Source organism: Pontibacterium sinense (assembly GCF_015209595.1).
In the GTDB taxonomy this organism is placed as follows: Bacteria; Pseudomonadota; Gammaproteobacteria; order Pseudomonadales; family Balneatricaceae; genus Pontibacterium; species Pontibacterium sinense.
This window is the reverse complement of record NZ_JADEYS010000013.1, coordinates 43,092-66,042: the sequence shown is the minus strand read 5'-3', so window position 1 is coordinate 66,042 and position 22,951 is coordinate 43,092. Positions and strand designations below refer to the sequence as shown.

Sequence of the window (22,951 nt, the reverse complement as noted above, 5' to 3'; positions counted from 1 at the left end):
ATGTGGATATGGCTATATCTAAGAATTAACCCTTTAAATACAACGCGGCCTACGTAATGCATAGCGCCAGACTATCGAGCACGCCAAACGGGAGTCTAGTTTTCTACACTATCTTTCGCTACTGACGCCGCCTCCATCTCGGAGCACACCCGGTTACGTCCTTCAGCCTTGGCACGGTACAACTGAGTATCTGCCCGGCTCATCAGAGCATCTAAGGATACAGACGGGGAAATCTCATGCTCAAATACCAAACCTATACTCACTGACACGTGGATAACGTGCGGAGGGAATTTAAACGGTTGATCAGCTACGGTTGCACAGATCCTCTTGGCTAACTGCACCGATTGTTCTTGTGTAGTTTCAGGTAAGATGATCGCAAATTCCTCACCGCCAATACGCCCTAAGGTATCACTGCTCCTCAGTTGATCGCTCACACGCCGGCAGATGGATTTAAGCACCAGATCCCCCTGTGCATGTCCATAGCAATCATTTACCCGTTTAAAGTGATCAACATCCAGTAACAGAACCGCAATGGGTCGGTGATAACGCCGAGCACGATGAATCTCTTGCGCGGCCAATTCCGTAAACTTTCGACGATTATATTCACCTGTGAGAATATCGATTGACGATAGATGCTTGTAGCGGATCACCTCCCTTTCGTTGATAAGTGAACGGACATACTCATAGTCACTGCGCAACAAGCCACGCCGACACAGTTCGTATGCCGAAGCCATATGACGAAACTCATCATTAGCCTCAATACCTTCGACCTTCACTGATCGATCACCCGTAGAAAGATGTGTTAACGCCTTGGTTAGATGGCTGACAGGTGCGATAACACTGCGTACTAAAAGAAAACATACCGTAATAGAGATAGTCATTAACACAGCCGCCAACAATATTAATGACATCATATTTTGGCGTAATTCTAATACAAAGTTAGATGTTTGCTGTTGAAGGTAAGAGGAAAGCTGGCGATTCAATACTTGAATTTCATCCATGCGACGCGTTTGACTTTTCCACCAAACAATCGGATCTAAATAGTTAAGATTTTGTTTACTCCATGCATCAATTAGTTTCGCTTCTTCCTTTTTTGCAGTTCTATATATTTCACCGAATTCTAATTCTTTAAACATTTCACGTTGTTTCGGGACTGCGGTCCGATAGAACGTGGTTATGAAACCACGCTGTTCGCCCAACACCTTTAAGAACATATGCAAACTGTCTGCGTTGACGCTGCGTAGTTCAATTGATTTTGTACCAAGAGCTCGCCCAACTCCGACCTTTTCCTTAAAATGCATCACCGATATATTAGCGATGATTGCATTGTTCAGGTCATGGGGCATTTCAACATGAATCATCTGATCCGCGATTGTCAGCAGCCCTTCTATAACCGAGGTGTAGCCTGTACGTAGCACACTTGACTTGATTGCTCGGGCGTCCATCGACCGTCTTAACTGAGCAATATCATTTCGCCAATTTGCAACCGTTTCTGCCTGACTTTTGAGTCTTGAATCCGAAGCTTCTGAATAACGCCGCCATAGCGAATCAATGGCGGCATCGGTATTCCCTCTAATATCCCCGACGTCAGAGAAAAAGTTGGTGAAACCAGAATTTATAACCCCAACACTCATACCTCTTTCGGCTTGCAATAAATGTATTAATTCTGATGAGCTCTTCACCGTCTCAAAAATAACATTTAATTTTTGTGCTTCTTTTAGCTGTTGAAAATCACTCCAGATATTAATCAAGCAAAATATCAGCATTGAAAACACGGGAATACAAACCACCATCAACATACGGCGTTTAAATGCAACGCTCTTGGCTAACCAACTGGCCAGTTTATTAAAACGATTGTCAACGCCTGAAAACCGTCTCGGATAACTTTCTTCTTCGGATAGTTGAGCTAACTTAGTATCTTCTGTCACTATGTGCTTTATCAACCAATCGGACAAATAATGCACAACGTCTTCTGCAACACTCCTTGACGACGATGTTACGACAGCGCTTTTTAACTGCTCGATATCTTTAATAAACTGCTGATGCTGCTGTACATGGCGACCCGTGTATTCGAAGCTACACCGCATCATGAGTTCTTCTTCACGCGCAAAATGATGCCTGATGTAACGCTCGAGATTCCCGAACGTATGGCTCAATACAGCCTCTTCCGCGCCTTGCTCTAACGCGTCAAAGAGATCGTTGATTAGCTTTATCAGGGTCTTATGATCATCATCAATGGCTTGAATACCGACACTCAAACCATCATTCCATTCGATCATTGCCATCAGGCATCCGCTCTCCGCTAGCTGACGATATTGCTCTTCCTTGGCTCAAATAAATGCCTGATAAGGCGGTGCTTTGACTACAGCTATTGGGAAAAGGTGCGTGTTCGGCACTGCAAAGCCGACTCACCTAGACATTATAGTTTAACGGTTGTGTAACTCTAGGTTACCAACCGTTAAAACGGAGTATATGTTTAACATCATAGAGAACACTCAACAACGCCAGCCCACTTAACATGTGGACCACGTAAAGAACATGATCACAGGTGCAACTCTCATCAGTAGCCTAAAACACATAGAGAACGGAGCACTGAAAGCTTCACGTTAGCCGTAAAAATGACAAGCAAAGATGAGGGCTTGGAAACCGAAGTCAGCCTAGGTCTGAGCAATAGAGACCCAACCTGTCAAAGTTCAAACTACATATTCGGGTAATTCGGTCCACCCATTCCTTCAGGTGTCATCCAGCGGATGTTCTGCGCAGGGTCTTTAATGTCACAGGTTTTACAATGCAGACAGTTTTGCGCATTAATCTGGAAGCGAGGACTCCCCTCCTCTTCGATCACTTCGTATACCCCAGCCGGACAGAAACGTTGCGCCGGTTCTGCATACGTTGGCAAATTTTGGGTGAGCGGGATATCTGAATCGGCCAGCTGCAGATGACAGGGCTGGTCCTCTTCGTGGTTGGTGTTGGACAAAAATACCGAGGACAGTTTATCGAAGCTGATCTTACCATCGGGTTTTGGGTAGGAGATCGGAGCAAAACCACTGGCCGGTTTTAGCTGAGCGTAGTCTTCGTGATTGTCGTGCAAGGTAAAGGGAAGCTTACCGTTACACAGGTTCTGATCCACAAAGTTAAATGCGCCGCCCATGATCGGTCCCATTTTATGCAACGCCGGACCAAAGTTACGACTGCGATACAGCTCGTCATACAGCCATGAGGACTCAAAGCGGTCAATGTAACCCGTGAGTTCCTTGCCGCCCTCACAGCCGTTAACGATAGCGTCAAATATCGTTTCGGCGGCCAACATACCCGACTTCATCGCAGTATGCGTGCCTTTGATTTTGGAGAAATTCAGCGTGCCTGCGTCACAGCCCACCAGCAGTCCGCCCGGAAAAGTCATCTTCGGCAGTGCATTCAGCCCGCCTTTAGTAATTGCACGAGCACCGTAGGAGATACGCGTGCCGCCCTCCAAATACTGTTTCAGCACCGGATGATGCTTCATGGTCTGGAACTCATCAAACGGGCTGACGTACGGATTGTCGTAGTTCAAGTCAACGATCAATCCCACAACGACCTGATTATTATCCGTGTGGTACAGAAAGAAACCACCGCTGGTATTACCCGTCAGCGGCCAGCCCGCACCGTGCAACACCAAACCTGGCTGGTGTAATGCAGGATCAATATCCCAGAGTTCTTTGATCCCTAATCCGTAGTGCTGAGCGTCAGCATCAGAGCTTAAATTGAACTGCTCATTCAATTGTTTACCCAGATGCCCACGGCAACCTTCGGAGAACACCGTATATTTCGCATGTAATTCCATACCCGGCATATAACCATCTTTCTGTTCGCCGTTCATGCCGATGCCCATATCGCCGGTGGCAATACCTTTTACACTGCCGTCATCGTTGTACAGCACTTCGGCGGCGGAAAATCCCGGAAAGACTTCAACACCCAGCCCTTCTGCCTGCTCCGCCAGCCAGCGACACAAATTCCCCACGCTGGCGATGTAGTTGCCATGGTTATGCATCGTTTTCGGTACGACACAGTTGGGGAGTTTCTGCGCTTTTTCTGCGCCTTTTAACAGGAAGATCTGATCTTCAGTAACAGCTGTATTCAGCGGTGCGCCGCGTTCTTTCCAGTCTGGAAACAATTCATCCAGCGCACGGGGTTCAACGACTGCACCCGATAAAATATGGGCACCGACTTCGGATCCCTTTTCCACGACACATACGGTCAGCTCACGATTCTGGTCATGAGCTTGCTGCATCAAGCGGCACGCAGTGGACAGGCCTGATGGCCCTGCTCCCACTATAACAACATCAAACTCCATCGCTTCGCGTTCCATAATGCACTCCTCTTATTCTTATCACTACTTATATAGGCGTATCACTTAAGGACTCGTTCGGAATCCGTCTAAATACAACCGCGATCACCAATTTATAAATACATGAAATTATAAAGTCAATTTTTCATATATGAATATAAATGCACATATGACCATCTTTTGAGCATTAATCGATAAATATACTAATCCCATCAATAAGCTCAGGTAATACATGACCCGAAAAACACATAACTTATTGTTTTATATGAATTTACAATTGAAGTAAAAATGCACAAAAAACGAACAGACAGGGTTGCCATCAAAAATAGTTTGGTGCAGGATAAATGAAAAAATAATTATATATTTCATGTAAAACACAATGATACATACAGCTAATACCCGTTCCAGTGTTGATCCGTCCGGCCTGCTCGAATACTCAGTGGTGTATACCGACCGCTCCCTGAACCATATGTCGAAGTCATTTCAGACGGTGATGAACGACATCTCCCGCACCTTAAAAAGCGTTTATGGCGCACAGTCAGCTGTTGTTGTACCCGGCAGCGGCACCTTCGGTATGGAAGCGGTGGCTCGCCAGTTTGCCAGCGACAAGAAATGTCTGGTGATCCGTAACGGTTGGTTCAGCTACCGTTGGACGCAGATCTTTGAAATGGGTGATATCCCATCCAGCTGCACGGTGATGAAAGCCCGTAAAACCTCCGATGAATCACTGGCGCCGTTTACCCCAGCACCTATTGATGAGGTTGTAGCCAAGATTCTGGAAGAGAAACCAGATGTGGTGTTTGCACCTCATGTGGAAACATCCTCTGGCATGATTTTGCCGGAATCCTATCTGCGTGCTGTCTCCGATGCGGTTCACGCTGTCGGCGGTCTGTTTGTTCTGGATTGCATTGCATCTGGAACGATCTGGGTCGATATGGATGCCTGCGGTATTGACGTTCTGATCAGCGCACCACAGAAAGGCTGGAGCGGTTCTCCGTGTTGCGCTCTGGTCATGCTGAACGCTGACGCGCGCGCCAGGATCGAAGACACCCAAAGCAGCAGCTTCGCGTGTGATCTGAAGAAATGGCTACAGATCATGGAAACCTATGAGCAAGGCGGCCATGCCTACCATGCGACCATGCCGACCGACTCCCTCGCGCGTTTCAGCGAAGTGATGAACGAAACTGAAGCTTATGGTTTTGACAAACTGCGTTCGGCTCAGCAGAAATTGGGCGACAAAGTCCGTGCAACGCTGGCTGAGCGCGGCATTAAGAGTGTTGCCGCGGAAGGCTTCCAGGCACCCGGTGTTGTTGTGAGCTACACCGGTGACAGCGCCATTCACAACGGTCAGAAGTTCGCATCCGAAGGCATGCAGATCGCCGCCGGTGTTCCACTTCAGTGTGATGAACCCGCTGACTTCAAAACCTTCCGCATTGGCCTGTTCGGTCTCGATAAACTCTATGATGTCGACGCCGCCGTAAAGACCTTTGCGGACACTCTGGATCGCATTAGTTAATCCTGACCTCATCCAGCTAAGCCCCGTCATATTCGTCTTGGTTGCATGTCACCAGTGCTGTATTACAGCCTTTGATGTGCAGCCAGGGCCAACGTTTTCAAATAAAAATAAATGGTGAAAAGCGATGAAAATGGCACCAAAACTTACGCTCGACGATGCAAAAGTCATCATGCAGGCCTGTGTCTCTGAGGCCGAAGCGATCAATGTTGATATGGACATTGCGATCACGGATGACAGCGGCAACCTGCTGATGTTTCAGCGCATGGATAATGCCCGCGTGACCAGTATTGATATCAGTATTGGCAAGTCTTTTACCGCCTCGGCTGCACGCAAATCGACCCGCGCCTATGGCGAGATCAGTGTTCCCGGCAAACCGGCTTTTGGTATCAACACCAGTAATCAGGGCCGCTTCTCTATTGTGGCTGGCGGTCTTCCGTTGTTTGCCGACGACCAGATTGTGGGTGGTGTGGGTTGCAGCTCCGGCACACCGGATCAGGACGAGATGGTTTCCCAGGCAGGCGTTGATGCTTTCCTGGAACTGATCAATACCGAAACCCAACCGATGCAAGCCTGCAACTGATCTGAGGACACACACTGATGTTTAAGAAAGACGATACTATTCAGGGTTATGATGCCGATCTTTGGACTGCGATGGAGCAGGAAGCACAGCGTCAGGAAGAACACATCGAACTGATCGCATCTGAAAACTACACCAGTCCACGTGTGATGAAGGCACAAGGTTCGGTACTGACCAACAAATACGCCGAAGGTTATCCGGGTAAACGTTACTACGGTGGTTGTGAACACGTCGATACGGTTGAGCAACTAGTGATCGATCGCGCAGCAGAACTCTTCGGTGCAGACTACTGCAACGTACAACCCCACTCCGGCTCTCAGGCGAATGCCGCTGTATACATGGCGCTGTGTGAACCGGGTGATACGGTTCTGGGGATGAGTCTCGCCCACGGCGGCCACCTGACTCACGGCTCAAAAGTCAGTTTTTCCGGCAAGATATACAACGCAGTTCAGTACGGTCTGAACGATGAAACCGGCGAGATCGACTACGATCAGGTGGAGCGTTTGGCGCAGGAACATAAACCGAAGATGATTGTGGCCGGTTTCTCCGCCTATTCCCGCATCATCGACTGGCAGCGTTTCCGTGATATCGCGGACGCGGTCGGCGCATACCTGTTTGTTGATATGGCCCACATTGCGGGTCTGGTCGCAGCAGGTCTCTACCCAACACCGGTGCCGATTGCCGATGTGGTTACGACCACAACCCACAAAACCCTGCGCGGCCCGCGTGGTGGTTTGATTCTGGCGAAGTCCAACCCTGAGATTGAGAAGAAGCTGAACTCTGCGGTGTTCCCGGGCGGTCAGGGTGGCCCGCTGATGCATGTGATCGCCGCCAAAGCCGTCGCCTTCAAAGAAGCACTGGAACCTGAGTTTTCATCCTATCAGAAGCAGGTATTAGTCAACGCCCGCACCATGGCTGACGTGTTTATCGAGCGAGGTTATGACGTTGTTTCCGGCGGTACCGATGATCATCTGTTTTTGCTGAGCCTGATCAAACAGGGCATTACCGGTAAAGACGCAGATGCGGCATTGGGTCTTGCGAACATTACCGTCAACAAGAACTCCGTTCCCAACGACCCGAACTCGCCGTTCGTGACCAGCGGGTTGCGTATTGGTTCTCCGGCTGTCACCAGCCGAGGCTTTAAAATCGAGCAGTGCCGTCAGTTGACCCATTGGATCTGCGACATTCTTGATGACATGGGCAACCCAGAGGTCATTGAGAAGGTTAAACAGCAAGTGACTGCATTATGTGCTGATTTCCCCGTGTATCGCTAACCGACAGTTTTGATGCAGGTGCTCCGGCTGCGCGTCAGCCGGTTAGCACCTATTCGTAAACTCAATATCGCTACGCTCACGTACGCAGCATGTGTACGCGAGTGGATGCAATAAAGGTGAATGCACTATGGCTATCAGTATTTTTGACTTGCTGAAGGTCGGTATCGGCCCGTCCAGCTCGCACACTGTAGGCCCTATGAAGGCCGCATTATTGTTCGTCGAAGGCTTACAGGACAACCACCTGATCTCGCGGGTTGCCCGCGTCGAGTCGCAACTCTATGGCTCACTCGGCGCGACCGGCAAAGGTCATGGCACCGGCTCCGCGGTGATTATGGGATTAGAAGGTCATGCGCCGGAAACAGTCGATCCAGGTACCGTTGATCCACGCGTTACTGAAGTCACTCTCTATAACCGGCTTCGGTTGATGGCGCAGCATGACGTGTACTTTAACGTCGAACGTGACTTGATCTATCACCGCAAAGACAGCTTGCCGTATCACCCCAACGGAATGACGTTTACCGCATGGGATGCAGACGGTCACACGTTGTCACACCGCGTGTATTACTCAGTAGGTGGCGGGTTTGTGGTGGATGAAGACGCTGCGGGCGCGAACCGGATTATGGAAGATGAAACCCAACTTCCCTACCCGTTTCGTAATGCGGCAGAGCTTCTCATCATGTGCGAGGAGAATGATCTCTCCATCAGCGACCTGATGATGGAAAACGAGAAGGCATGGCGCTCCGAAAACGAGGTCCGCGAAGGCATTCTGCATCTGTGGCAGGTCATGCGTGAGTGTGTCCAGAACGGCTTCCGTAACGAAGGTATCTTGCCCGGTGGATTGAAGGTAAAACGTCGTGCAGCGTCCCTGCATAGCGACCTGAAGCAGCGCACCCGTATGGATATGATCACCCCGTCACTGGGCGCGATGGACTGGGTCAATCTCTACGCACTGGCGGTCAGTGAAGAGAATGCGGCCGGTGGCCGCATGGTCACAGCACCCACCAACGGTGCGGCGGGCATTATCCCAGCGGTGCTGCACTACTACGACAAGTTCTGCCCCAACACAGACGAAGAAGGCATTATCAAGTTCCTGCTGGCCGCGACGGCGATCGGCATCTTGTGCAAGCTGAACGCGTCTATTTCCGGGGCTGAAATCGGTTGCCAGGGCGAAGTTGGCTCTGCCTGCGCGATGGCAGCGGCGGGACTGGCAGAGGCAACAGGCGGCACACCCGCCCAAGTCGAGAATGCAGCAGAAATCGGCATCGAACATAACCTTGGACTCACCTGCGACCCGATCGGCGGGCTGGTTCAGGTGCCTTGTATCGAACGTAACGCCATGGCAGCCATGAAAGCGATCAACGCGGCGTCCATGGCGATTCGTGGCGATGGCACCCACTTCGTCTCGTTAGACAAAGCCATCACCACGATGCGTGATACGGGCCATGACATGTCAGAAAAATACAAAGAAACATCACGAGGAGGACTTGCCGTCAACGTCATCGAATGTTGACCATCACGATTTTATAGTTGCTGTATAGGTACGATCCCCAACGCTCTTTTTACCCGGTTTTACCGGGTCTTTTTTTGCCTGGCATTCGTCTGATAAGTGCAACGTAGACACCGGTATTTAATCACTCTAAATGAGATACCCGATAATTCGATGGATAGACCCACGCTTAGACTGATCGATAGGAAATATCAGTCGGGCCTAAGAGACGTGTAAAGGAAAGAGTAACGGAAGAGAGATGAGCCATCCTTGGCTCGATCAGGTGAGGCTTTGATTTTAGTCTTGCAAAATAACGTAGTATTTCTGGCAGGTTTCCAGCACTTCCCAGTAGCCATCAAACCCGTAAGGCAACATAAATGAATCACCCGCTTTGTAACGCTTCTGTCCACCTTTGGCGTCACTGATGATCACATCGCCTGATATGATGTAACAAAACTCCCGACGCCCTGGCACCGCTTTCCACTTACCCGGTTCGCTTTCCCACAAGCCCGCAATAAATTTGCCGTCCAGTTCCTCGACATAATTCACGATGCCTTGTTTTGGATCCCCTTTCAGCAGGCGATCCGGTGGCGTAACAAATGCACCGAGTGGCGCGGGATGGTCATCAAAATTTACAACCTGATCAATGTAGCTGGGTGTCATCGCTATCTCCTTAACGTTTTTCATCACGAGCAAAGTAGTAGTGGTAAAGCGCACGCTGACCTACACGGCGAAACGGCGCAAACGGAAATTTGGGTGCGGGTTTAGTCAATACGGGCAGGTCATGGCCTTCGGTACGCCCGACAACCTTTTCAGCCAGACGCATACCTGCCTGCACCGAAAAGGTGACACCACTACCGCCATAACCGATGGCGTAATAGATGGAGTTGTCTTCTGCCTCATGAATATGTGGCACATCGTCAAACGTCACACACACCCAACCGCCCCATTGGTAGTCATAGGTCAGATCCCCCAATGCGCTGAACTTCGATTTCAGTGCACGCATCAGGTTATCGTTATGTTTAGGATTACCGGCATCCGCGCCGGTTATCGCGCTGCGGCCGCCAATTAAGATCCGGTTATCCGGCAACTTGCGATAGTAGAAACGCAACGTTCGGGTATCCGTAATGACATCACTACTGACAAACTGTGTCGCAGACAGCTCGGTGTCCGTCAATGCACGGGTCACGACGACATTCGATAGCACGGGGAAGGAACGGTCTTTCAGTTTGGGATGCAATGTTTGTGAGGTATACCCGTTGGTGGCGCAGATCACCTTCTTTGCACGCACCACGCCACCCGGGGTGACCAGCAAATGACGATCGCCTTCGCGATACCACTCTTTAACCGGGCTATTCGTATGGATACGCGCGCCGGCTGCACGGGCTAGTCGATGGTAGCCGTATGCCAGTTTAAGCGGATGCACGCCAAAGCCATCTCGAAAACGCATGGCTCCGTGAGCTTCATCACTATTGAAGTGCTGGGCCTTCAACTCTTCGGCACCAAGAATATCGACATCGTAGTTGAAGAAATCCTTCAAGAACCCGGCTTCAGAACGGATCACATCCATCATACGCGGGCGATGCGCGACCCAGAGGAGGCCTTCAGGCTGACGGTCACAATCAATCTCTTCGTCCTTGATCAGGCCACGCACCCGATCCAAGCCTTCAAAAATTTCATCGAACATACGACGAGCCATCGTTTCGCCATAGCGTTTAATCATTTTCTGATAGGAAAGGCGACCACCCGCTTTTAGAGCAAAGCCTCCATTACGACCGCTACACCCCCAGCCGGAACCGTTGGCCTCCAATACAGCGGTTTCTACACCGTGTTCGCTCGCCAAATAATAGGCTGCACTCAGGCCGGTATACCCACCACCAATAATCGCAACTTCGACGTCAAAATCGGCCTGCACTGGACCGTCATCATCAGGGGCATTACCGGCTGTATCTACCCAGTAAGAGTCGGGATAAGACAGTCCGCCGGGATCAGCAGACACTAATGGATCGTACATCACACACTCCTGTTATGACTCAGGCTTTCGCCGAGGTCATAAACTCAATTTTTTATTTTTTTGCTCGGCTTTACCCGGCTTGTTGAGTGCAAAGATAAATCCCACAAATGAAATTATCAACTATATTTTCATTTTTATTAAATTTACGTGATTTTTATCACAGGAAATAATCGTCCATTTATTGAACCTTTATCTAATTTAATCAGACAGTTAGCCAGCCAATGCAGATTTAATTACATCATGAGAAATGAAAATTTTCTGGGAGCAAAAACCTGTCTGGCCTTTGTTAAGAATGCACGGCGCGTGCCGCCTTCCATGAAAGGTCAAATTTTGAGTGAGAAGAAAGGAGCAGAACAGGAGAAACGCGAGCCCGTGGCATCGGACGGTAGAAGTACTGGCAGAAGACACCTACCCCGACTGATAACGAAGGTTCCAGGAATCAAAAACAGAGACGTAAGATAACGGTATAAATTTCATACAAAAATAAGGGGAAAGAACTGAATTTGCACTGACGGCAAACCAGATCAATCCCCGGCTTCTATCTGCGATACAGCTATTTAGGTTGTTGAGCTCTGCATAGAGCTGCAGCATGTCTATGGATACACGGCGGTAACTAAGATCGATGCCGGGTTAACACTCAGTACCCACCACCCACTATCGTCCATATAACAACGGCATCTTCATTCGCTGATGGATTACGTACCCAGTGTGCTTCCTTACCCGTTAGGGAAAAGCTATCTCCGGCCTGTAGCAGGTAGCGCTTATCACCGACACCGAGTTCCAGCATACCCGATTGCACAAAGCCGCCTTCTTCACCCTTACGCTCGCGAGACTCGGTACTGCCCGCTTCCGGGGCAAAGGTGGTAAGGATCATCTGTAACTGATCACTCAGACGTGGCGACAAAAGCTCTTCACGTATTCCTGTTCCCGAAAAGTTCAGACTACGGCGGGCATCACCACGTACGATGTAATTGAGCTCATCGACGGGGGCTTCGTTATCCGTATGAAAGAACCAACTGATCTGCACACTCAGAACTTCACAGATCTTCTGTAGTACCGGTATAGGTAAAGCAGACACACCCCGCTCTACCTGACTGACATACCCAACAGAGCGATCAATTTTCTCTGCCATAGTCGTCAATGTAATCTTCTTGGCTTTACGAAGATCGCGAATCTGGCGACCGATACGTAAGTTCTCTGCCTCTGCAGTATCCTTTTCTTTCTGGTTCATAGACTACCTGCTACAACGATTTCTGCGCCTCTTATAGGCAACATTACCTGTCCATAATGGACTGAGCCTGACTGTACCTTCAGCTGTTATTCATTTGGGACTATACAAAATCATAGTAATGAAGGTAACACGCTATTTTTCATATATTGTATGGTTATTAGCTATAACTTTCATTTATTTAACATAGCGCACTAATTCAGAGAGAGTAGGCGCCCTTTTGAGTAGCGCAGACTGATCATAGATTCAACAACCAACGAATACAGGGGAATCTATCTGTAATACCAAAGAGTGAACCCCCTCAAAGCTGGGCGAACTCAACTATAGTACTTACATTAGAAACTCCCTTGAAGCTCCCTAAATACGGGCCTTTCAGGCTGGCTCCACTCCATGCGGAAAGCTGGTCCTAAAAAAGAAAATCTCATGGGTTGAGTATGTATAGCATTATCACGCTGAGATTCTGAAACCTGCTGGCAACCCTGGCAGATAACAAGAAACAGATTTTCACGGAGTGATGATGGCCCGGGAGCCTGAGATGTGACCGTCTGCTTATACAGAGACATTCCACTTCAACGTTTGCGGGTCGGTCAGCCCAGGTTGACCACCATGACTCTCCCACCCGTCTAAGGATGGGTGGATCAAAAATTTCAGGAGTTACTTATGACACATAAGAATAAGATCGCAAAAGTACTTTCCCTGACCGCTGGCTTGGTCTTCTCTGCAAGCACCATGGCAGCAAACTGGAATATCGCTGTAGGTGACGGCGGCGGTAGTGCACAGGAAGCGTTAGGCCTCAAGTTCATTGAAGCTCTGCAGAAGAACACCGACGGTAAACATTCCGCTAAGCTGTTCCTGAATGGTCAGCTGGGTTCCGAGCAGGATACTGTGAACGATGCAGCGATCGGCACACTGGATTTTTCCATCCTGGCAAGTAACAACCTCGCTCCTTTCTCCCCTACTCTGGGTATTCTGTCCCTGCCATACATCTTCGAAAACCTGGATCAGGCTCAGAAGACTGTTGAAGGGCCTGTTGGTGAAGAACTCATCAAGAACACCATTCGTGATTCCGGTGTTCGTATCGTAGGCTGGACTTACTCCGGCTTCCGTGTACTGAGTAACTCTAAGAAGCCTATCCAGAAGCTGGCTGACCTGGACGGTGTCGTGGTTCGTGTTCCTAAAAACGAAATCATGATCGATACCTACAAGTCTTGGGGCAACAACCCTACGCCTATGGCTTGGTCTGAAACCTTCACAGCTCTGCAACAGGGCGTTGTTGACGGTCAGGACACTCCATACACCACTATCTACGCGATGAAGTTTGGTGAAGTACAGAAGTACATCACTGACCTGCATTACCTGTTCCTGCTGGAGCCTCTGATCATTTCTGAATCCCTGTTCCAGGATCAGAACGAAGCAACTCAGAAGGCAATTCTGGCAGCGGGTACTGAAGCGACCGCTTACAGCCTGCAGTGGCTGAAAGACCAGGAAGCAACCATCAAGAAAGAGCTGGTGAGCAAGTACGGCATGCAGATCGACTCTCTGCAGGACGAAGCTGAATGGGCGAAGCGCGCTCAGAACGCTGTATGGCCTAAGTTCTACGAATCTGTAGGCGGTAAAGGCAAAGTGAACGAACTGCTGCGCTCTCTGGGTCGTGATGAAATCTAAGGTTTAATTCTTTAAACCGGAGTTTTTATCCATCCAGTCTATGCACCCGTCCTCGGGTGCATAGATCTTTACGGGAGATAGCCACATGGGCAGTAAAATCTTTAAATTCCTCGATAATATTGAAAGCTATATCTGTCGCACGCTGCTGGCCATGTTTGTCACACTGCTGTTTGCTCAGATTGTCTCGCGCCAGTTATTTGGCTACTCCTTCTCTTGGAGTGAAGAGCTTTCCGTATATATGTTTGTATGGTTTGTGTTCTTTGGTGCCAGTTACGCCGCCAAACTTGCCGCTCACAACCGGGTAACATTCCAATACAAACTGATGCCAGCATGGTTACCACCCATTCTGGAAGTTTTATCCGATCTGATCTGGATTGGCTTCAACTGCTACTTCGTCTATCTGGCTTACGACTTTGTTTTCAACCGTATGAACCTGTTTTGGAAGTCTCAGACGCTGGGTATACCGATGAAGTATATCTATCTGATCTTACCGATTGCGTTTGCACTTATGACGATTCGCATCATCCAGGTGAACTACTACAAACTGGTTAAAGGCATCGACATCCGTGACCCTGACTCTCAGGAACTGGAAGAGTTAATGGACCACGATATCGACGAAGATAAGAAAAAAGACGCCGCATAATCCAGGAGCAGGTCAATGGCTGAATCATCTATTGTACTCATTTTATTCGGGTCCTTTTTGGTCCTGCTGGTGATGGGCGCACCCGTGACAGTAGCACTTGGGGTCGCGGCACTATCATCTTTTCTGTATCTCGAACAGAACCCTATTAAGTTCGTCCAGATTGCATTTACGTCAGTGGGCTCATTCCCGCTGATGGCACTACCCTCCTTCATCCTTGCGGGTGCATTAATGGAGGCTGCAGGTATATCCAAACGCTTGGTAACGCTCGCTGAAAGTTTCGCAGGCCCGGTAACTGGCGGCATCTCCGCTGCAACCGTATTGGCATGCATGTTCTTTGGCGCGATCTCCGGCTCCGGCCCTGCAACCACTGCAGCGGTAGGCATGCTGATGATCCCTGCGATGGTTAAACGCGGTTACGATAAAGGCTACGCTTCTGCAATTACCGCATCCTCAGGAGGCCTGGGTATCGTTATCCCACCGTCCATTCCGATGGTTATCTTTGGTATCTCTGCGATTGGTCTGAGCGTACCGATGGAAGCAGTCGCGAAACACGGTGAGTTCCAGAGCGTATCCATCACTAAGATGTTTATCGCAGGCGTACTGCCAGGTCTGGTAATCTCTATCAGCCTGATGACGCTGAACTATATCCGCTGTCGCCGCCTGGGTTACAAAGGCACCGCAGAAGGTTGGGATTTCAAACATATCGCTGAAGCGTTCCGTACTGGCTTCTGGTCTGTCATGGCACCATTGGTTATTTTGGGCGGTATCTATTCCGGCTTCTTTACACCAACAGAGTCTGCGATTGTTGCGATCTTCTACACCCTGTTTGTCGGCGTATTTATCCATAAGGAGCTGACTTGGGCAGATCTGTTCCGTTCGTTGGAAACCACGACATGGCTATCTGGTCGCGTGCTATTGATCCTGTTCACAGCAACCGTATTTGGTCGCTTGCTGGTAGAGAATCAGATTCCTGCAATTGTTGCAGAATCGATGCTGAGCCTGACGGATAACATCTACCTGATCTGGTTCCTGATCATCGCATTCCTGCTGTTCGTGGGTATGTTTATGGAAACCCTGGCAGCGATCATGATCCTGACGCCTGTATTGCTACCTGTGACCTATAACCTGGGTATCGATCCGGTTCACTTCGGTATCGTCATGGTATGTAGTTTGTCGATAGGCTTCGCGACACCGCCATTGGGTGAGAACTTGTTCGTCGCCTCCGGTATATCGAACATCTCACTGGAAGAGGTTACGGTGAAAGCATTGCCATTTGCATTGGTTTCGACAATCGCCGTATTTATTATCGCGTTCTTCCCAGAGATCTCTCTGTTCCTGCCACGCGTATTTGGCTATTAGATAAACAGGGACTTCGCTTAGTCCGCACCTGTCTCTCAGGTGCGGACTGCTCAAATAGCTCAATCAGGAATTAAGATTATGCTACCTGAAATCCGCAAAATTCTTTACAGCACTGACTTGTCTAAAGGCTCTACAGCTGCATTTGAACAGGCAACTTATCTGGCTAAGAAAACCGGTGCAGAGATTCATATCCTGCATGTGGTAGAGAAGCTTTCCAGCGACGCGAAAATCACCTTCCAGACCTACGTGATGGATTCAAAGAGCCGTCATGATATTTTGAAAGAACGCGTACACCGTGCAGAAGATAAACTGATGGTGCGACAGGAACACTTCTGGGATGAGCTCTATAAAGACGAATCCGACGTACGTAAACAGATAAAATCCATCAATGTTGTCGAAGCCTATCCTGCAGAGACCGTTATCAAATACTCGAAGGAGTTAGATGTAGACATCATTGTTATGGGTACGCACGAGAAAGGGATCATGCATACCTTCCTCGGCAGCGTCGCAAAGAACGTACTGAATCGCTCCCGCATCCCTGTATTGATCGTCCCGCTTCCAGAGAAAGAGGGTTAACCTCTTCGACTCCGAATTAAAGCCGGACAACAAAAAAGCCCCGTTTCACAAGAGACGGGGCTTTTTTTATGGAGACAGAACGCGATTCGGGAAACCGAATCTACAGTTATCGCTTAACCCGCGATACCTACGAAATCGTAACGAGGCTCTTCGACCTTCGGCTGCGCTTTTGGCACTTCCCGCATCATTGGCTTTTCCTGTTTTACAGTTGCGCACACTTTTACAGCTTGCACAGGGTTACGAACAGTTACCGATGGTTGTACCGCAGCTTGAGCCAACATATTCGCCTCTCTTACAGGTTAGGGCCAATGACGAACCATTTAGCGGTTCGGATGGGGCCAGTTATTAATTAACGATGGAGCCAGTATAGAGAATCCGCACAAACTGTAAACGAATAAAAAACTAATTATTAATAACCAAAAGAAATATAAAACATAACCCATTAAAACTAAAGACTATTTTCAGAGCAGCTCTGTACAAATATCACACAATATTTTTTCAGTCTGGTCCTAAATCGACCTATTCACTGGCGCTTGGTCCTGACGGCCACGATTCATATAGTGCTTATCTGATCGTCAAAAGTTGATGAGAGTAGGAACAATGAACACCCAAATCGATATTCAGACCCCCTCGCTCCAGCACTCAGACTGGAACACGCCTAGCCAGCAGGTTGGCAGCGGTTACGATGCGCGCAGCAGCGAAAATGGCCTGCTGACAATTATGTACGGCAGCCTGGAGCACGCCTCTAGATTTGAGTGGCTGAATGCTGGCCGCACGCTGGTCGATAAAACCTACATCAACATACTTTGGCAAGCGGCCGATCTACCCCCAACGGGGGTTGATCGTACACGCATGGCTTCAGATCTGGATGCATTTGTCCGTGCGCACCTGCAGCCGTTATGGCAGGAATTTGAACACCTGACCCACGACGAAAAGCATCAGCTCACAATCAAGCTGGTTGAGCGTGCGGCAAATGACGTGTTTGGCACCGGCTATCAAGAGGAAGCCTCTAGCTGGTTGCTCTACTACCTCTGCCCGCCGCTGCCCGTATTCCCGATGAATGATGTTTTACGCAATGTGATTGCTGATACTCAGGGCAAATCCGTCCTGAACAGTTACGCGGAATACCATCAGGCTTGTCGCCAGCAGTTCAGCCACTTGCTACCTCATATTCACAGCACTGCGCCGGCAGCAGAATACGGCACCGTGCGCGAAATCGACGCGATCAACCAGATACTGCGTGGCAGTGACTGGTGGCAGCGCCGATGCCTGATTCACCATCTACTGACAGCATGATCTGACTGCACATCAGATCTTGCCGTTTCCGCAAGACTAAGAACTACGATTTCGGAGGACTATCATGCCAGGACTACTGCCAAACGTGGACCCTGAGGGGCTGCTCGAGTATTCAGTGGTGTATACCGACCGCTCGCTGAACCATATGTCCCAAGCTTTTCAGGGTGTCATGAAGGACATCTCATCCACACTGAAGCAGGTGTATAACGCCCACTCCGTGGCGGTTGTACCTGGCAGCGGCACTTTTGCAATGGAAGCGGTCTCCCGACAGTTTGCGAATAACCGCAAGTGCCTGATTATCCGCAACGGCTGGTTCAGCTTCCGCTGGAGCCAGATTTTCGAAATGGGAAAAATCCCATCTGAAGAGATTGTCCTTAAGGCCCGCCAAACATCAGATGACGCGACTGCGCCTTTTGCGCCGACACCCATCGAAGAGGTCGTCTCTGCGATCAAAGCTGCACGTCCTGATATGGTGTTTGCGCCGCATGTCGAGACCGCATCCGGCATGATTCTGCCTGATGACTACATCCGCGCCGTGGCTGATGCTGTCCATGAAGTGGGCGGTATCTTTGTCCTCGACTGTATTGCATCCGGTACGTTGTGGGTGGATATGGAAGCCTCTGGCGTCGACATCCTGATCAGCGCACCACAAAAAGGCTGGAGTGGCTCCCCCTGCTGTGGCCTCGTGATGATGAACGAAACCGTCCGTCAGATGATCGACGATACCACCAGCAGCAGCTTCGCCTGTGATCTGAAGAAGTGGCTGCAGATTATGGAGACCTATGAAGGCGGTGCGCATGCCTATCATGCCACGATGCCAACGGACTCCCTGACCCGCTTCCGCGATGTTATGAAAGAAACCGAAGCACTAGGATTCGATAACATCCGCAATGCTCAGCAAACATTGGGAGATCGTGTGCGTGCCCTGCTGGCCAGCAAAGGCATACAGAGCGTCGCCGCTGAAGGCTTTCAGGCACCGGGGGTTGTTGTGAGCTACACTGGCGATGCAGAGATCCAGAACGGTAAGATGTTTGTCGCAGAAGGCCTGCAAATTGCAGCAGGCGTGCCATTGCAATGCGACGAACCTGAAGGCTTCCAGACTTTCCGACTCGGACTGTTCGGGCTGGATAAATTGACCGACATTGACGGCACAGTCGCAGCCTTGGAAACAGCACTCACCAACGTAGTAGACGCCTAAACCAAACACCAACGTTGTTACCGTGTCCTCGGTAGCAACGTTATATTCCATATTCAGAACACCCCTTTCTGGAATATTCATTATTCCTATCCCAAAATTTCGCCTATATTTCCTGTCAGCTTTGTTTAAATTTGCTCAGGAGTTTTTATGCTTGCGGTTATCTTTGAAGTTTGGCCAACTACGGAAGGCAAAAAAGAGTATCTAGAGATCGCGGCTAATTTGCGCACATTTCTTGAAGATCGCGATGGTTTTATCTCCATTGACCGTTACCAAAGCCTAAACGATGAAGGTAAGATCCTCAGTCTCTCTTTTTGGCGCGATGAAGAAGCCATCCGTGTATGGCGAAATTTGTTTGAACACCGCTGCGCTCAACAACAAGGTAAACTGGAGCTTTTCAAAAACTACCGCATCCGTGTTGCCAGCGTTGTGCGTGATTACAGCCTTGATGTACGCGCAGAAGCCCCGGCAGATTCAGTGACGGCACTCGACTGAATAGCCATTCCTATTGCAACCTTACGCTTGTAGTCTGATGGTATTCTGCGCATCAGCACAGGCAGTGGTAATTCACCTATGTCTCTTCGAATAGGTGGATTCTACACAACAATTTAGCTCAACCGTTTCAGGAACAGATGATGGCCCCAACATTAGCATTTGATGTCTATGGCACACTTATCGATACCCATGGGGTCGTCGGCAAACTCACCGAGCTTCTCGGCGATGATGGAAAGGCTCAATCCTTCTCTCAGACATGGCGCGATAAACAACTGGAATATTCATTCCGCCGAGGGCTGATGCAGAACTACGAAAACTTTGCAGTGGTCACCCGCGACGCCCTTAACTATGCCGATCAGTTTTGCCAAACCCAATTCACTGACGCCCAGAAAAGTGAACTACTTGCGGTATACCGCACCCTGCCCGCCTTCCATGACGTTGAAAGTGGACTGACCGAATTGAAAAATGCAGGCTGCAAACTGTTCGCGTTTTCCAACGGCAGCGCGGATGCGGTTGAAACTCTACTGCAAGCAGCGGGCATCCGCGAATTCTTCGACGGGGTGGTGAGCGTGGACGACATGAAGTCATTCAAGCCCAATCCGGGTGTATACAGCCACTTCATGCGCGAAAGCGGCGTGACTGGCGCAGAGGCCTGGCTCATATCCAGCAACCCGTTTGATGTCATTGGCTCCATCTCCGCAGGTATGAACGCTGCCTGGGTAAAACGCTCCCCCAATGCCATCTTTGATCCATGGGGTATCGAACCCACAACGATCGTCAGCAACCTGACCGAACTGAAAAGCAATATTATCGACTAACCTGTTGACCTTACTATAACCTCAAGCCTTATGTTGAGCGCATCAATACACTGATCCCACAACATCTGGCTTAGAGGTCACTATGAACGCCACCACATGCCCTACCCCATCACCACTTAACGACGAAGCATTCATCTCCGCATTTGAAGATCTAAGCCTGTCGCCTGAACTATTTGACCACAAAGGCCATATGCGAATCTGCTGGCTCTATCTCAATCGCTATTCTCTGGATATCGCCCTTCAACGCACCTGTGACGGAATTCAATCTTATGCCACCAGCCTCGGTGCTACGGATAAATTTGACTATCCACTCACAGCAGCATTTGTGCGCATCATGTCACAACGCGTTGATGCCGATACCACAGCAAACTGGGCGACGTTTTTAGATCAGAATAAGGATTTAGTTGACGATGCTAAGGGCGTTATCCGCCAGTACGATGCAACGCTCGTAAAATAAGCGCCACGCACATAACGGAGTTGGCGATAATAGAAGGATGTATGGCCTGCATACGCGCTGTCGGCCATGCATCCGAAGATCTCATGTGAAGAAGAGACAATGATTCATGTACACCATCGGCCAGTTGATGAAGCAATTCCAATTATCGCGTAGCACACTGATCTACTACGATAAGATCGGCCTGCTGCAACCCTCCGCCCGCAGCAACGCCAACTACCGGATGTATACACAGAAGGATATGCAGCGCATGGAACAAATCACGCTGTATAAAGACGCTGGCTTACCGTTGGAAGAAATTGCCTGCTTGCTTAATGAAGCCAACAGTCAGTCCACCGCGTTACTGGAACAACATCTGGCCAACCTCAATCATGAAATTGGCCAGCTTCGGCAACAACAACAGCGGGTACTAAAAATACTTGGAAAAGCATCCGCACTGCGGAACAGCCGTACAATGGATAAAGCTCAATGGGTCGCGATTCTTGAAGCAACAGGAATGGATGAAACGGCGATGCGGCAGTGGCATGTTGAGTTCGAACGCAGCCTGCCGGAAGCACATCAGGATTTTTTGGAATCGCTTAATATAGACAGCGACGAAATTGCTTACATTCGTCGCTGCTCACAAGCAGAGTGGACACGCCCCGCCACACAGGAGTGATGCTTTAGTTGCGCAATGCCAGATATGCACCAGCGCTGGCCATAATAGATCCTGCCCCGCGGTTTAAACGCTTCATCGCCCGCTCAGAACGAAACCAGCCGCGGGCCTTGGACGCAAATACAGCGATAGCCATCAAACCGATCATCAATGCCACCAGCGTCAGCACAGACGCCAATACAATATCACCGCTGCTCAGCACAGTCAGATCCATAAAGGTCGGCAGGAAAGCCACATAAAACAGGATAACCTTGGGGTTAGAGGCGGAGATCAGAAAGCCCTGCACAAAGCTCAACGCCATGCCCGAACGCGTCAATCGGTTATTGCTCTGATCCAGGGACACCGGTGCAGTCCACATCTTCCATCCCAGATAAAGCAGATATGCAGCCCCGACAATACGGATCACCGTAAACAGCTCCGACCAGTGTGTCGCGATAGCAGCCAAACCTAAACACGCGGCGATGAGATAGAGAATATCGCTGATCGTCATACCCAGTGCCAACAACACACAGCTGCTCGCCCCATTGGTTAACGCACGCGCCAGAATGGCAAACACGCCAGGGCCCGGTGTTACACCAAAGATCAGGATCGCGATAAAGAATGAGATTGCACTTTCAATAGTCATGATAGAAATTCAGCAAAGTAAACGTTACAAATCGAGAAGCCAATTATCATATCCCCATATACATAACACCAGCTATACCTGATACCTATAAAATTCGCCCCTAAAATCTATCCCGAAAATTACATGAATTTTTCTAATCTTTAGTTCAAGAATAACTCGTTATTTTATCCAAAGGTCAGCCCCTACAATACAACCCACTTATATAACCACACCAATCTGCACGCCAAGGTGATATCCATGAACAACGCTGAAACACAACTCGCTCAGATTCTTCGTAATGATCCAGAATTACGTCAAAAGCTGGCTCTGATTAGTGAATTGACTTCAGTTGCAAAGATGATTTCTAGTGGCATCAAGACGCTGCTAAGTATTCGACTTCCGTTTCTTGCTCATCCGGCTTACCACATTAATTCTCGCAAAACCGTCTGATCACGATAACGTTGATTTGCTGGTCTCTATCAACCAAGACCAGCCCAGCCCCTTAAAAGAGTTACTAATGAAAATTAGTCACCCTTACCCCCCCGCAATATCCACACGCCTTATCAGACGTTGTATGACCCCCTCTTTATCTAAGCCCTCACCCACCATCAAAAGAATCCGGAAGTCGGGCCTGAAGTCATAAATAGTCGTAATCCCTATCCATAGGAAATCACCGAAAGGCAGATGCTCGCAATAGGTGAAGCGTCTTGTCATTTAAAAATACCCACAAAATTAAATGTATTATACAAGCACCTTTCAAATCATGGTG

Annotated in this window: 22 protein-coding genes; 15 read left to right on the top strand and 7 right to left on the bottom strand. The window is 49.3% G+C overall.

From position 1 onward, the window contains the following. Window positions 1–95: 95 nt before the first annotated feature. Together IOQ59_RS13300 and IOQ59_RS13295 are read right to left on the bottom strand one after the other, a co-directional pair. Window positions 96–2,285, bottom strand: coding sequence for a bacteriohemerythrin (locus tag IOQ59_RS13300; protein ID WP_193953866.1), 2,190 nt, complete (start codon window positions 2,283–2,285; stop codon window positions 96–98). A 413-nt stretch (window positions 2,286–2,698) separates the two neighbouring features. After that, window positions 2,699–4,348 (bottom strand): electron transfer flavoprotein-ubiquinone oxidoreductase, encoded by a 1,650-nt coding sequence (locus tag IOQ59_RS13295; RefSeq protein WP_193953865.1) that lies wholly within the window; start codon window positions 4,346–4,348, stop codon window positions 2,699–2,701. A gap of 358 nt (window positions 4,349–4,706) precedes the next feature. Here IOQ59_RS13295 and IOQ59_RS13290 point away from each other — a divergent pair, with 358 nt between their 5' ends. The 4 genes from IOQ59_RS13290 to IOQ59_RS13275 all read left to right on the top strand — a co-directional run bounded on the left by IOQ59_RS13290 (window position 4,707) and on the right by IOQ59_RS13275 (window position 9,204). Continuing rightward, entirely contained in the window at window positions 4,707–5,843 is a 1,137-nt protein-coding gene (locus IOQ59_RS13290) for an aminotransferase class V-fold PLP-dependent enzyme (RefSeq protein ID WP_193953864.1), read from the top strand. A 124-nt stretch (window positions 5,844–5,967) separates the two neighbouring features. Next, a complete protein-coding gene (locus IOQ59_RS13285) occupies window positions 5,968–6,423 on the top strand; it encodes a GlcG/HbpS family heme-binding protein (protein WP_193953863.1) in 456 nt (151 codons plus the stop codon). 17 nt (window positions 6,424–6,440) lie between these two features. Further along, the gene (gene glyA, locus IOQ59_RS13280) at window positions 6,441–7,694 is read left to right on the top strand and encodes a serine hydroxymethyltransferase (protein WP_193953862.1); all 1,254 of its coding nucleotides are present in this window, start codon (window positions 6,441–6,443) and stop codon (window positions 7,692–7,694) included. A 127-nt stretch (window positions 7,695–7,821) separates the two neighbouring features. Then, window positions 7,822–9,204 carry an L-serine ammonia-lyase gene (locus IOQ59_RS13275; RefSeq protein WP_193953861.1) on the top strand — a complete coding sequence of 461 codons (1,383 nt, stop codon included), beginning with the start codon at window positions 7,822–7,824 and terminating at the stop codon, window positions 9,202–9,204. Between the two features lie 273 nt (window positions 9,205–9,477). Here the strand turns inward: IOQ59_RS13275 and IOQ59_RS13270 are convergent, their stop codons facing one another. From IOQ59_RS13270 to IOQ59_RS13260, 3 genes are all read right to left on the bottom strand, one after another. Beyond that, window positions 9,478–9,843, bottom strand: a complete 366-nt coding sequence (locus IOQ59_RS13270) for a cupin domain-containing protein (RefSeq protein ID WP_193953860.1) — start codon at window positions 9,841–9,843, stop codon at window positions 9,478–9,480. A 10-nt stretch (window positions 9,844–9,853) separates the two neighbouring features. After that, the gene (locus IOQ59_RS13265) at window positions 9,854–11,194 is read right to left on the bottom strand and encodes an NAD(P)/FAD-dependent oxidoreductase (protein ID WP_193953859.1); all 1,341 of its coding nucleotides are present in this window, start codon (window positions 11,192–11,194) and stop codon (window positions 9,854–9,856) included. A 637-nt stretch (window positions 11,195–11,831) separates the two neighbouring features. Then, entirely contained in the window at window positions 11,832–12,425 is a 594-nt protein-coding gene (locus IOQ59_RS13260; protein ID WP_193953858.1) for a helix-turn-helix domain-containing protein, read from the bottom strand. Between the two features lie 657 nt (window positions 12,426–13,082). On the opposite strand from IOQ59_RS13260, the gene IOQ59_RS13255 reads away from it, so the two are divergent. The 4 genes from IOQ59_RS13255 to IOQ59_RS13240 all read left to right on the top strand — a co-directional run bounded on the left by IOQ59_RS13255 (window position 13,083) and on the right by IOQ59_RS13240 (window position 16,665). Beyond that, window positions 13,083–14,087, top strand: a complete 1,005-nt coding sequence (locus IOQ59_RS13255; RefSeq protein WP_193953857.1) for a TRAP transporter substrate-binding protein — start codon at window positions 13,083–13,085, stop codon at window positions 14,085–14,087. Between the two features lie 85 nt (window positions 14,088–14,172). Further along, window positions 14,173–14,730 carry a TRAP transporter small permease gene (locus tag IOQ59_RS13250; RefSeq protein WP_193953856.1) on the top strand — a complete coding sequence of 186 codons (558 nt, stop codon included), beginning with the start codon at window positions 14,173–14,175 and terminating at the stop codon, window positions 14,728–14,730. A 15-nt stretch (window positions 14,731–14,745) separates the two neighbouring features. Further along, window positions 14,746–16,089 (top strand): TRAP transporter large permease, encoded by a 1,344-nt coding sequence (locus IOQ59_RS13245; protein ID WP_193953855.1) that lies wholly within the window; start codon window positions 14,746–14,748, stop codon window positions 16,087–16,089. A gap of 78 nt (window positions 16,090–16,167) precedes the next feature. Further along, on the top strand, window positions 16,168–16,665 hold the full coding sequence (locus IOQ59_RS13240; protein WP_193953854.1) for a universal stress protein: 498 nt from the start codon (window positions 16,168–16,170) through the stop codon (window positions 16,663–16,665). Window positions 16,666–16,778: 113 nt separating this feature from the next. On the opposite strand, the gene IOQ59_RS13235 is transcribed toward IOQ59_RS13240, so the two are convergent. Next, on the bottom strand, window positions 16,779–16,946 hold the full coding sequence (locus IOQ59_RS13235; RefSeq protein WP_193953853.1) for a hypothetical protein: 168 nt from the start codon (window positions 16,944–16,946) through the stop codon (window positions 16,779–16,781). A 319-nt stretch (window positions 16,947–17,265) separates the two neighbouring features. Here IOQ59_RS13235 and IOQ59_RS13230 point away from each other — a divergent pair, with 319 nt between their 5' ends. The 6 genes from IOQ59_RS13230 (at window position 17,266) to IOQ59_RS13205 (ending at window position 21,581) form a co-directional block, all read left to right on the top strand. After that, on the top strand, window positions 17,266–17,961 hold the full coding sequence (locus IOQ59_RS13230) for a hypothetical protein (protein WP_193953852.1): 696 nt from the start codon (window positions 17,266–17,268) through the stop codon (window positions 17,959–17,961). A 64-nt stretch (window positions 17,962–18,025) separates the two neighbouring features. Further along, entirely contained in the window at window positions 18,026–19,159 is a 1,134-nt protein-coding gene (locus tag IOQ59_RS13225; RefSeq protein WP_193953851.1) for a pyridoxal-phosphate-dependent aminotransferase family protein, read from the top strand. Window positions 19,160–19,306: 147 nt separating this feature from the next. Continuing rightward, window positions 19,307–19,651, top strand: coding sequence for an antibiotic biosynthesis monooxygenase family protein (locus IOQ59_RS13220; RefSeq protein WP_193953850.1), 345 nt, complete (start codon window positions 19,307–19,309; stop codon window positions 19,649–19,651). A 137-nt stretch (window positions 19,652–19,788) separates the two neighbouring features. Continuing rightward, window positions 19,789–20,469, top strand: coding sequence for a haloacid dehalogenase type II (locus tag IOQ59_RS13215; RefSeq protein WP_307727006.1), 681 nt, complete (start codon window positions 19,789–19,791; stop codon window positions 20,467–20,469). Between the two features lie 82 nt (window positions 20,470–20,551). Continuing rightward, on the top strand, window positions 20,552–20,926 hold the full coding sequence (locus IOQ59_RS13210) for a hypothetical protein (RefSeq protein WP_193953848.1): 375 nt from the start codon (window positions 20,552–20,554) through the stop codon (window positions 20,924–20,926). A gap of 106 nt (window positions 20,927–21,032) precedes the next feature. Next, window positions 21,033–21,581: a MerR family transcriptional regulator gene (locus tag IOQ59_RS13205; RefSeq protein ID WP_193953847.1), complete on the top strand. Its 549-nt coding sequence runs from the start codon at window positions 21,033–21,035 to the stop codon at window positions 21,579–21,581. Between the two features lie 4 nt (window positions 21,582–21,585). Here the strand turns inward: IOQ59_RS13205 and IOQ59_RS13200 are convergent, their stop codons facing one another. Further along, window positions 21,586–22,203 (bottom strand): LysE family translocator, encoded by a 618-nt coding sequence (locus tag IOQ59_RS13200; RefSeq protein ID WP_193953846.1) that lies wholly within the window; start codon window positions 22,201–22,203, stop codon window positions 21,586–21,588. 237 nt (window positions 22,204–22,440) lie between these two features. On the opposite strand from IOQ59_RS13200, the gene IOQ59_RS13195 reads away from it, so the two are divergent. Continuing rightward, entirely contained in the window at window positions 22,441–22,632 is a 192-nt protein-coding gene (locus IOQ59_RS13195) for a hypothetical protein (protein ID WP_193953845.1), read from the top strand. Window positions 22,633–22,951 lie beyond the last annotated feature (319 nt).

What these genes read in the sequence shown, in the direction of transcription:
- IOQ59_RS13220 (WP_193953850.1), top strand. Translation starts at nt 19,307, where the DNA reads ATGCTTGCGGTTATCTTTGAAGTTTGGCCAACTACGGAAGGCAAAAAA.
- IOQ59_RS13215 (WP_307727006.1), top strand. Translation starts at nt 19,789, where the DNA reads ATGATGGCCCCAACATTAGCATTTGATGTCTATGGCACACTTATCGAT.
- IOQ59_RS13250 (WP_193953856.1), top strand. Translation starts at nt 14,173, where the DNA reads ATGGGCAGTAAAATCTTTAAATTCCTCGATAATATTGAAAGCTATATC.
- IOQ59_RS13295 (WP_193953865.1), bottom strand. Translation starts at nt 4,348, where the DNA reads ATGGAACGCGAAGCGATGGAGTTTGATGTTGTTATAGTGGGAGCAGGG.
- IOQ59_RS13285 (WP_193953863.1), top strand. Translation starts at nt 5,968, where the DNA reads ATGAAAATGGCACCAAAACTTACGCTCGACGATGCAAAAGTCATCATG.
- IOQ59_RS13265 (WP_193953859.1), bottom strand. Translation starts at nt 11,194, where the DNA reads ATGTACGATCCATTAGTGTCTGCTGATCCCGGCGGACTGTCTTATCCC.
- IOQ59_RS13205 (WP_193953847.1), top strand. Translation starts at nt 21,033, where the DNA reads ATGTACACCATCGGCCAGTTGATGAAGCAATTCCAATTATCGCGTAGC.
- IOQ59_RS13245 (WP_193953855.1), top strand. Translation starts at nt 14,746, where the DNA reads ATGGCTGAATCATCTATTGTACTCATTTTATTCGGGTCCTTTTTGGTC.
- glyA (WP_193953862.1), top strand. Translation starts at nt 6,441, where the DNA reads ATGTTTAAGAAAGACGATACTATTCAGGGTTATGATGCCGATCTTTGG.
- IOQ59_RS13300 (WP_193953866.1), bottom strand. Translation starts at nt 2,285, where the DNA reads ATGGCAATGATCGAATGGAATGATGGTTTGAGTGTCGGTATTCAAGCC.
- IOQ59_RS13260 (WP_193953858.1), bottom strand. Translation starts at nt 12,425, where the DNA reads ATGAACCAGAAAGAAAAGGATACTGCAGAGGCAGAGAACTTACGTATC.
- IOQ59_RS13255 (WP_193953857.1), top strand. Translation starts at nt 13,083, where the DNA reads ATGACACATAAGAATAAGATCGCAAAAGTACTTTCCCTGACCGCTGGC.
- IOQ59_RS13270 (WP_193953860.1), bottom strand. Translation starts at nt 9,843, where the DNA reads ATGACACCCAGCTACATTGATCAGGTTGTAAATTTTGATGACCATCCC.
- IOQ59_RS13230 (WP_193953852.1), top strand. Translation starts at nt 17,266, where the DNA reads ATGAACACCCAAATCGATATTCAGACCCCCTCGCTCCAGCACTCAGAC.
- IOQ59_RS13210 (WP_193953848.1), top strand. Translation starts at nt 20,552, where the DNA reads ATGAACGCCACCACATGCCCTACCCCATCACCACTTAACGACGAAGCA.
- IOQ59_RS13225 (WP_193953851.1), top strand. Translation starts at nt 18,026, where the DNA reads ATGCCAGGACTACTGCCAAACGTGGACCCTGAGGGGCTGCTCGAGTAT.
- IOQ59_RS13200 (WP_193953846.1), bottom strand. Translation starts at nt 22,203, where the DNA reads ATGACTATTGAAAGTGCAATCTCATTCTTTATCGCGATCCTGATCTTT.
- IOQ59_RS13235 (WP_193953853.1), bottom strand. Translation starts at nt 16,946, where the DNA reads ATGTTGGCTCAAGCTGCGGTACAACCATCGGTAACTGTTCGTAACCCT.
- IOQ59_RS13195 (WP_193953845.1), top strand. Translation starts at nt 22,441, where the DNA reads ATGAACAACGCTGAAACACAACTCGCTCAGATTCTTCGTAATGATCCA.
- IOQ59_RS13275 (WP_193953861.1), top strand. Translation starts at nt 7,822, where the DNA reads ATGGCTATCAGTATTTTTGACTTGCTGAAGGTCGGTATCGGCCCGTCC.
- IOQ59_RS13240 (WP_193953854.1), top strand. Translation starts at nt 16,168, where the DNA reads ATGCTACCTGAAATCCGCAAAATTCTTTACAGCACTGACTTGTCTAAA.
- IOQ59_RS13290 (WP_193953864.1), top strand. Translation starts at nt 4,707, where the DNA reads ATGATACATACAGCTAATACCCGTTCCAGTGTTGATCCGTCCGGCCTG.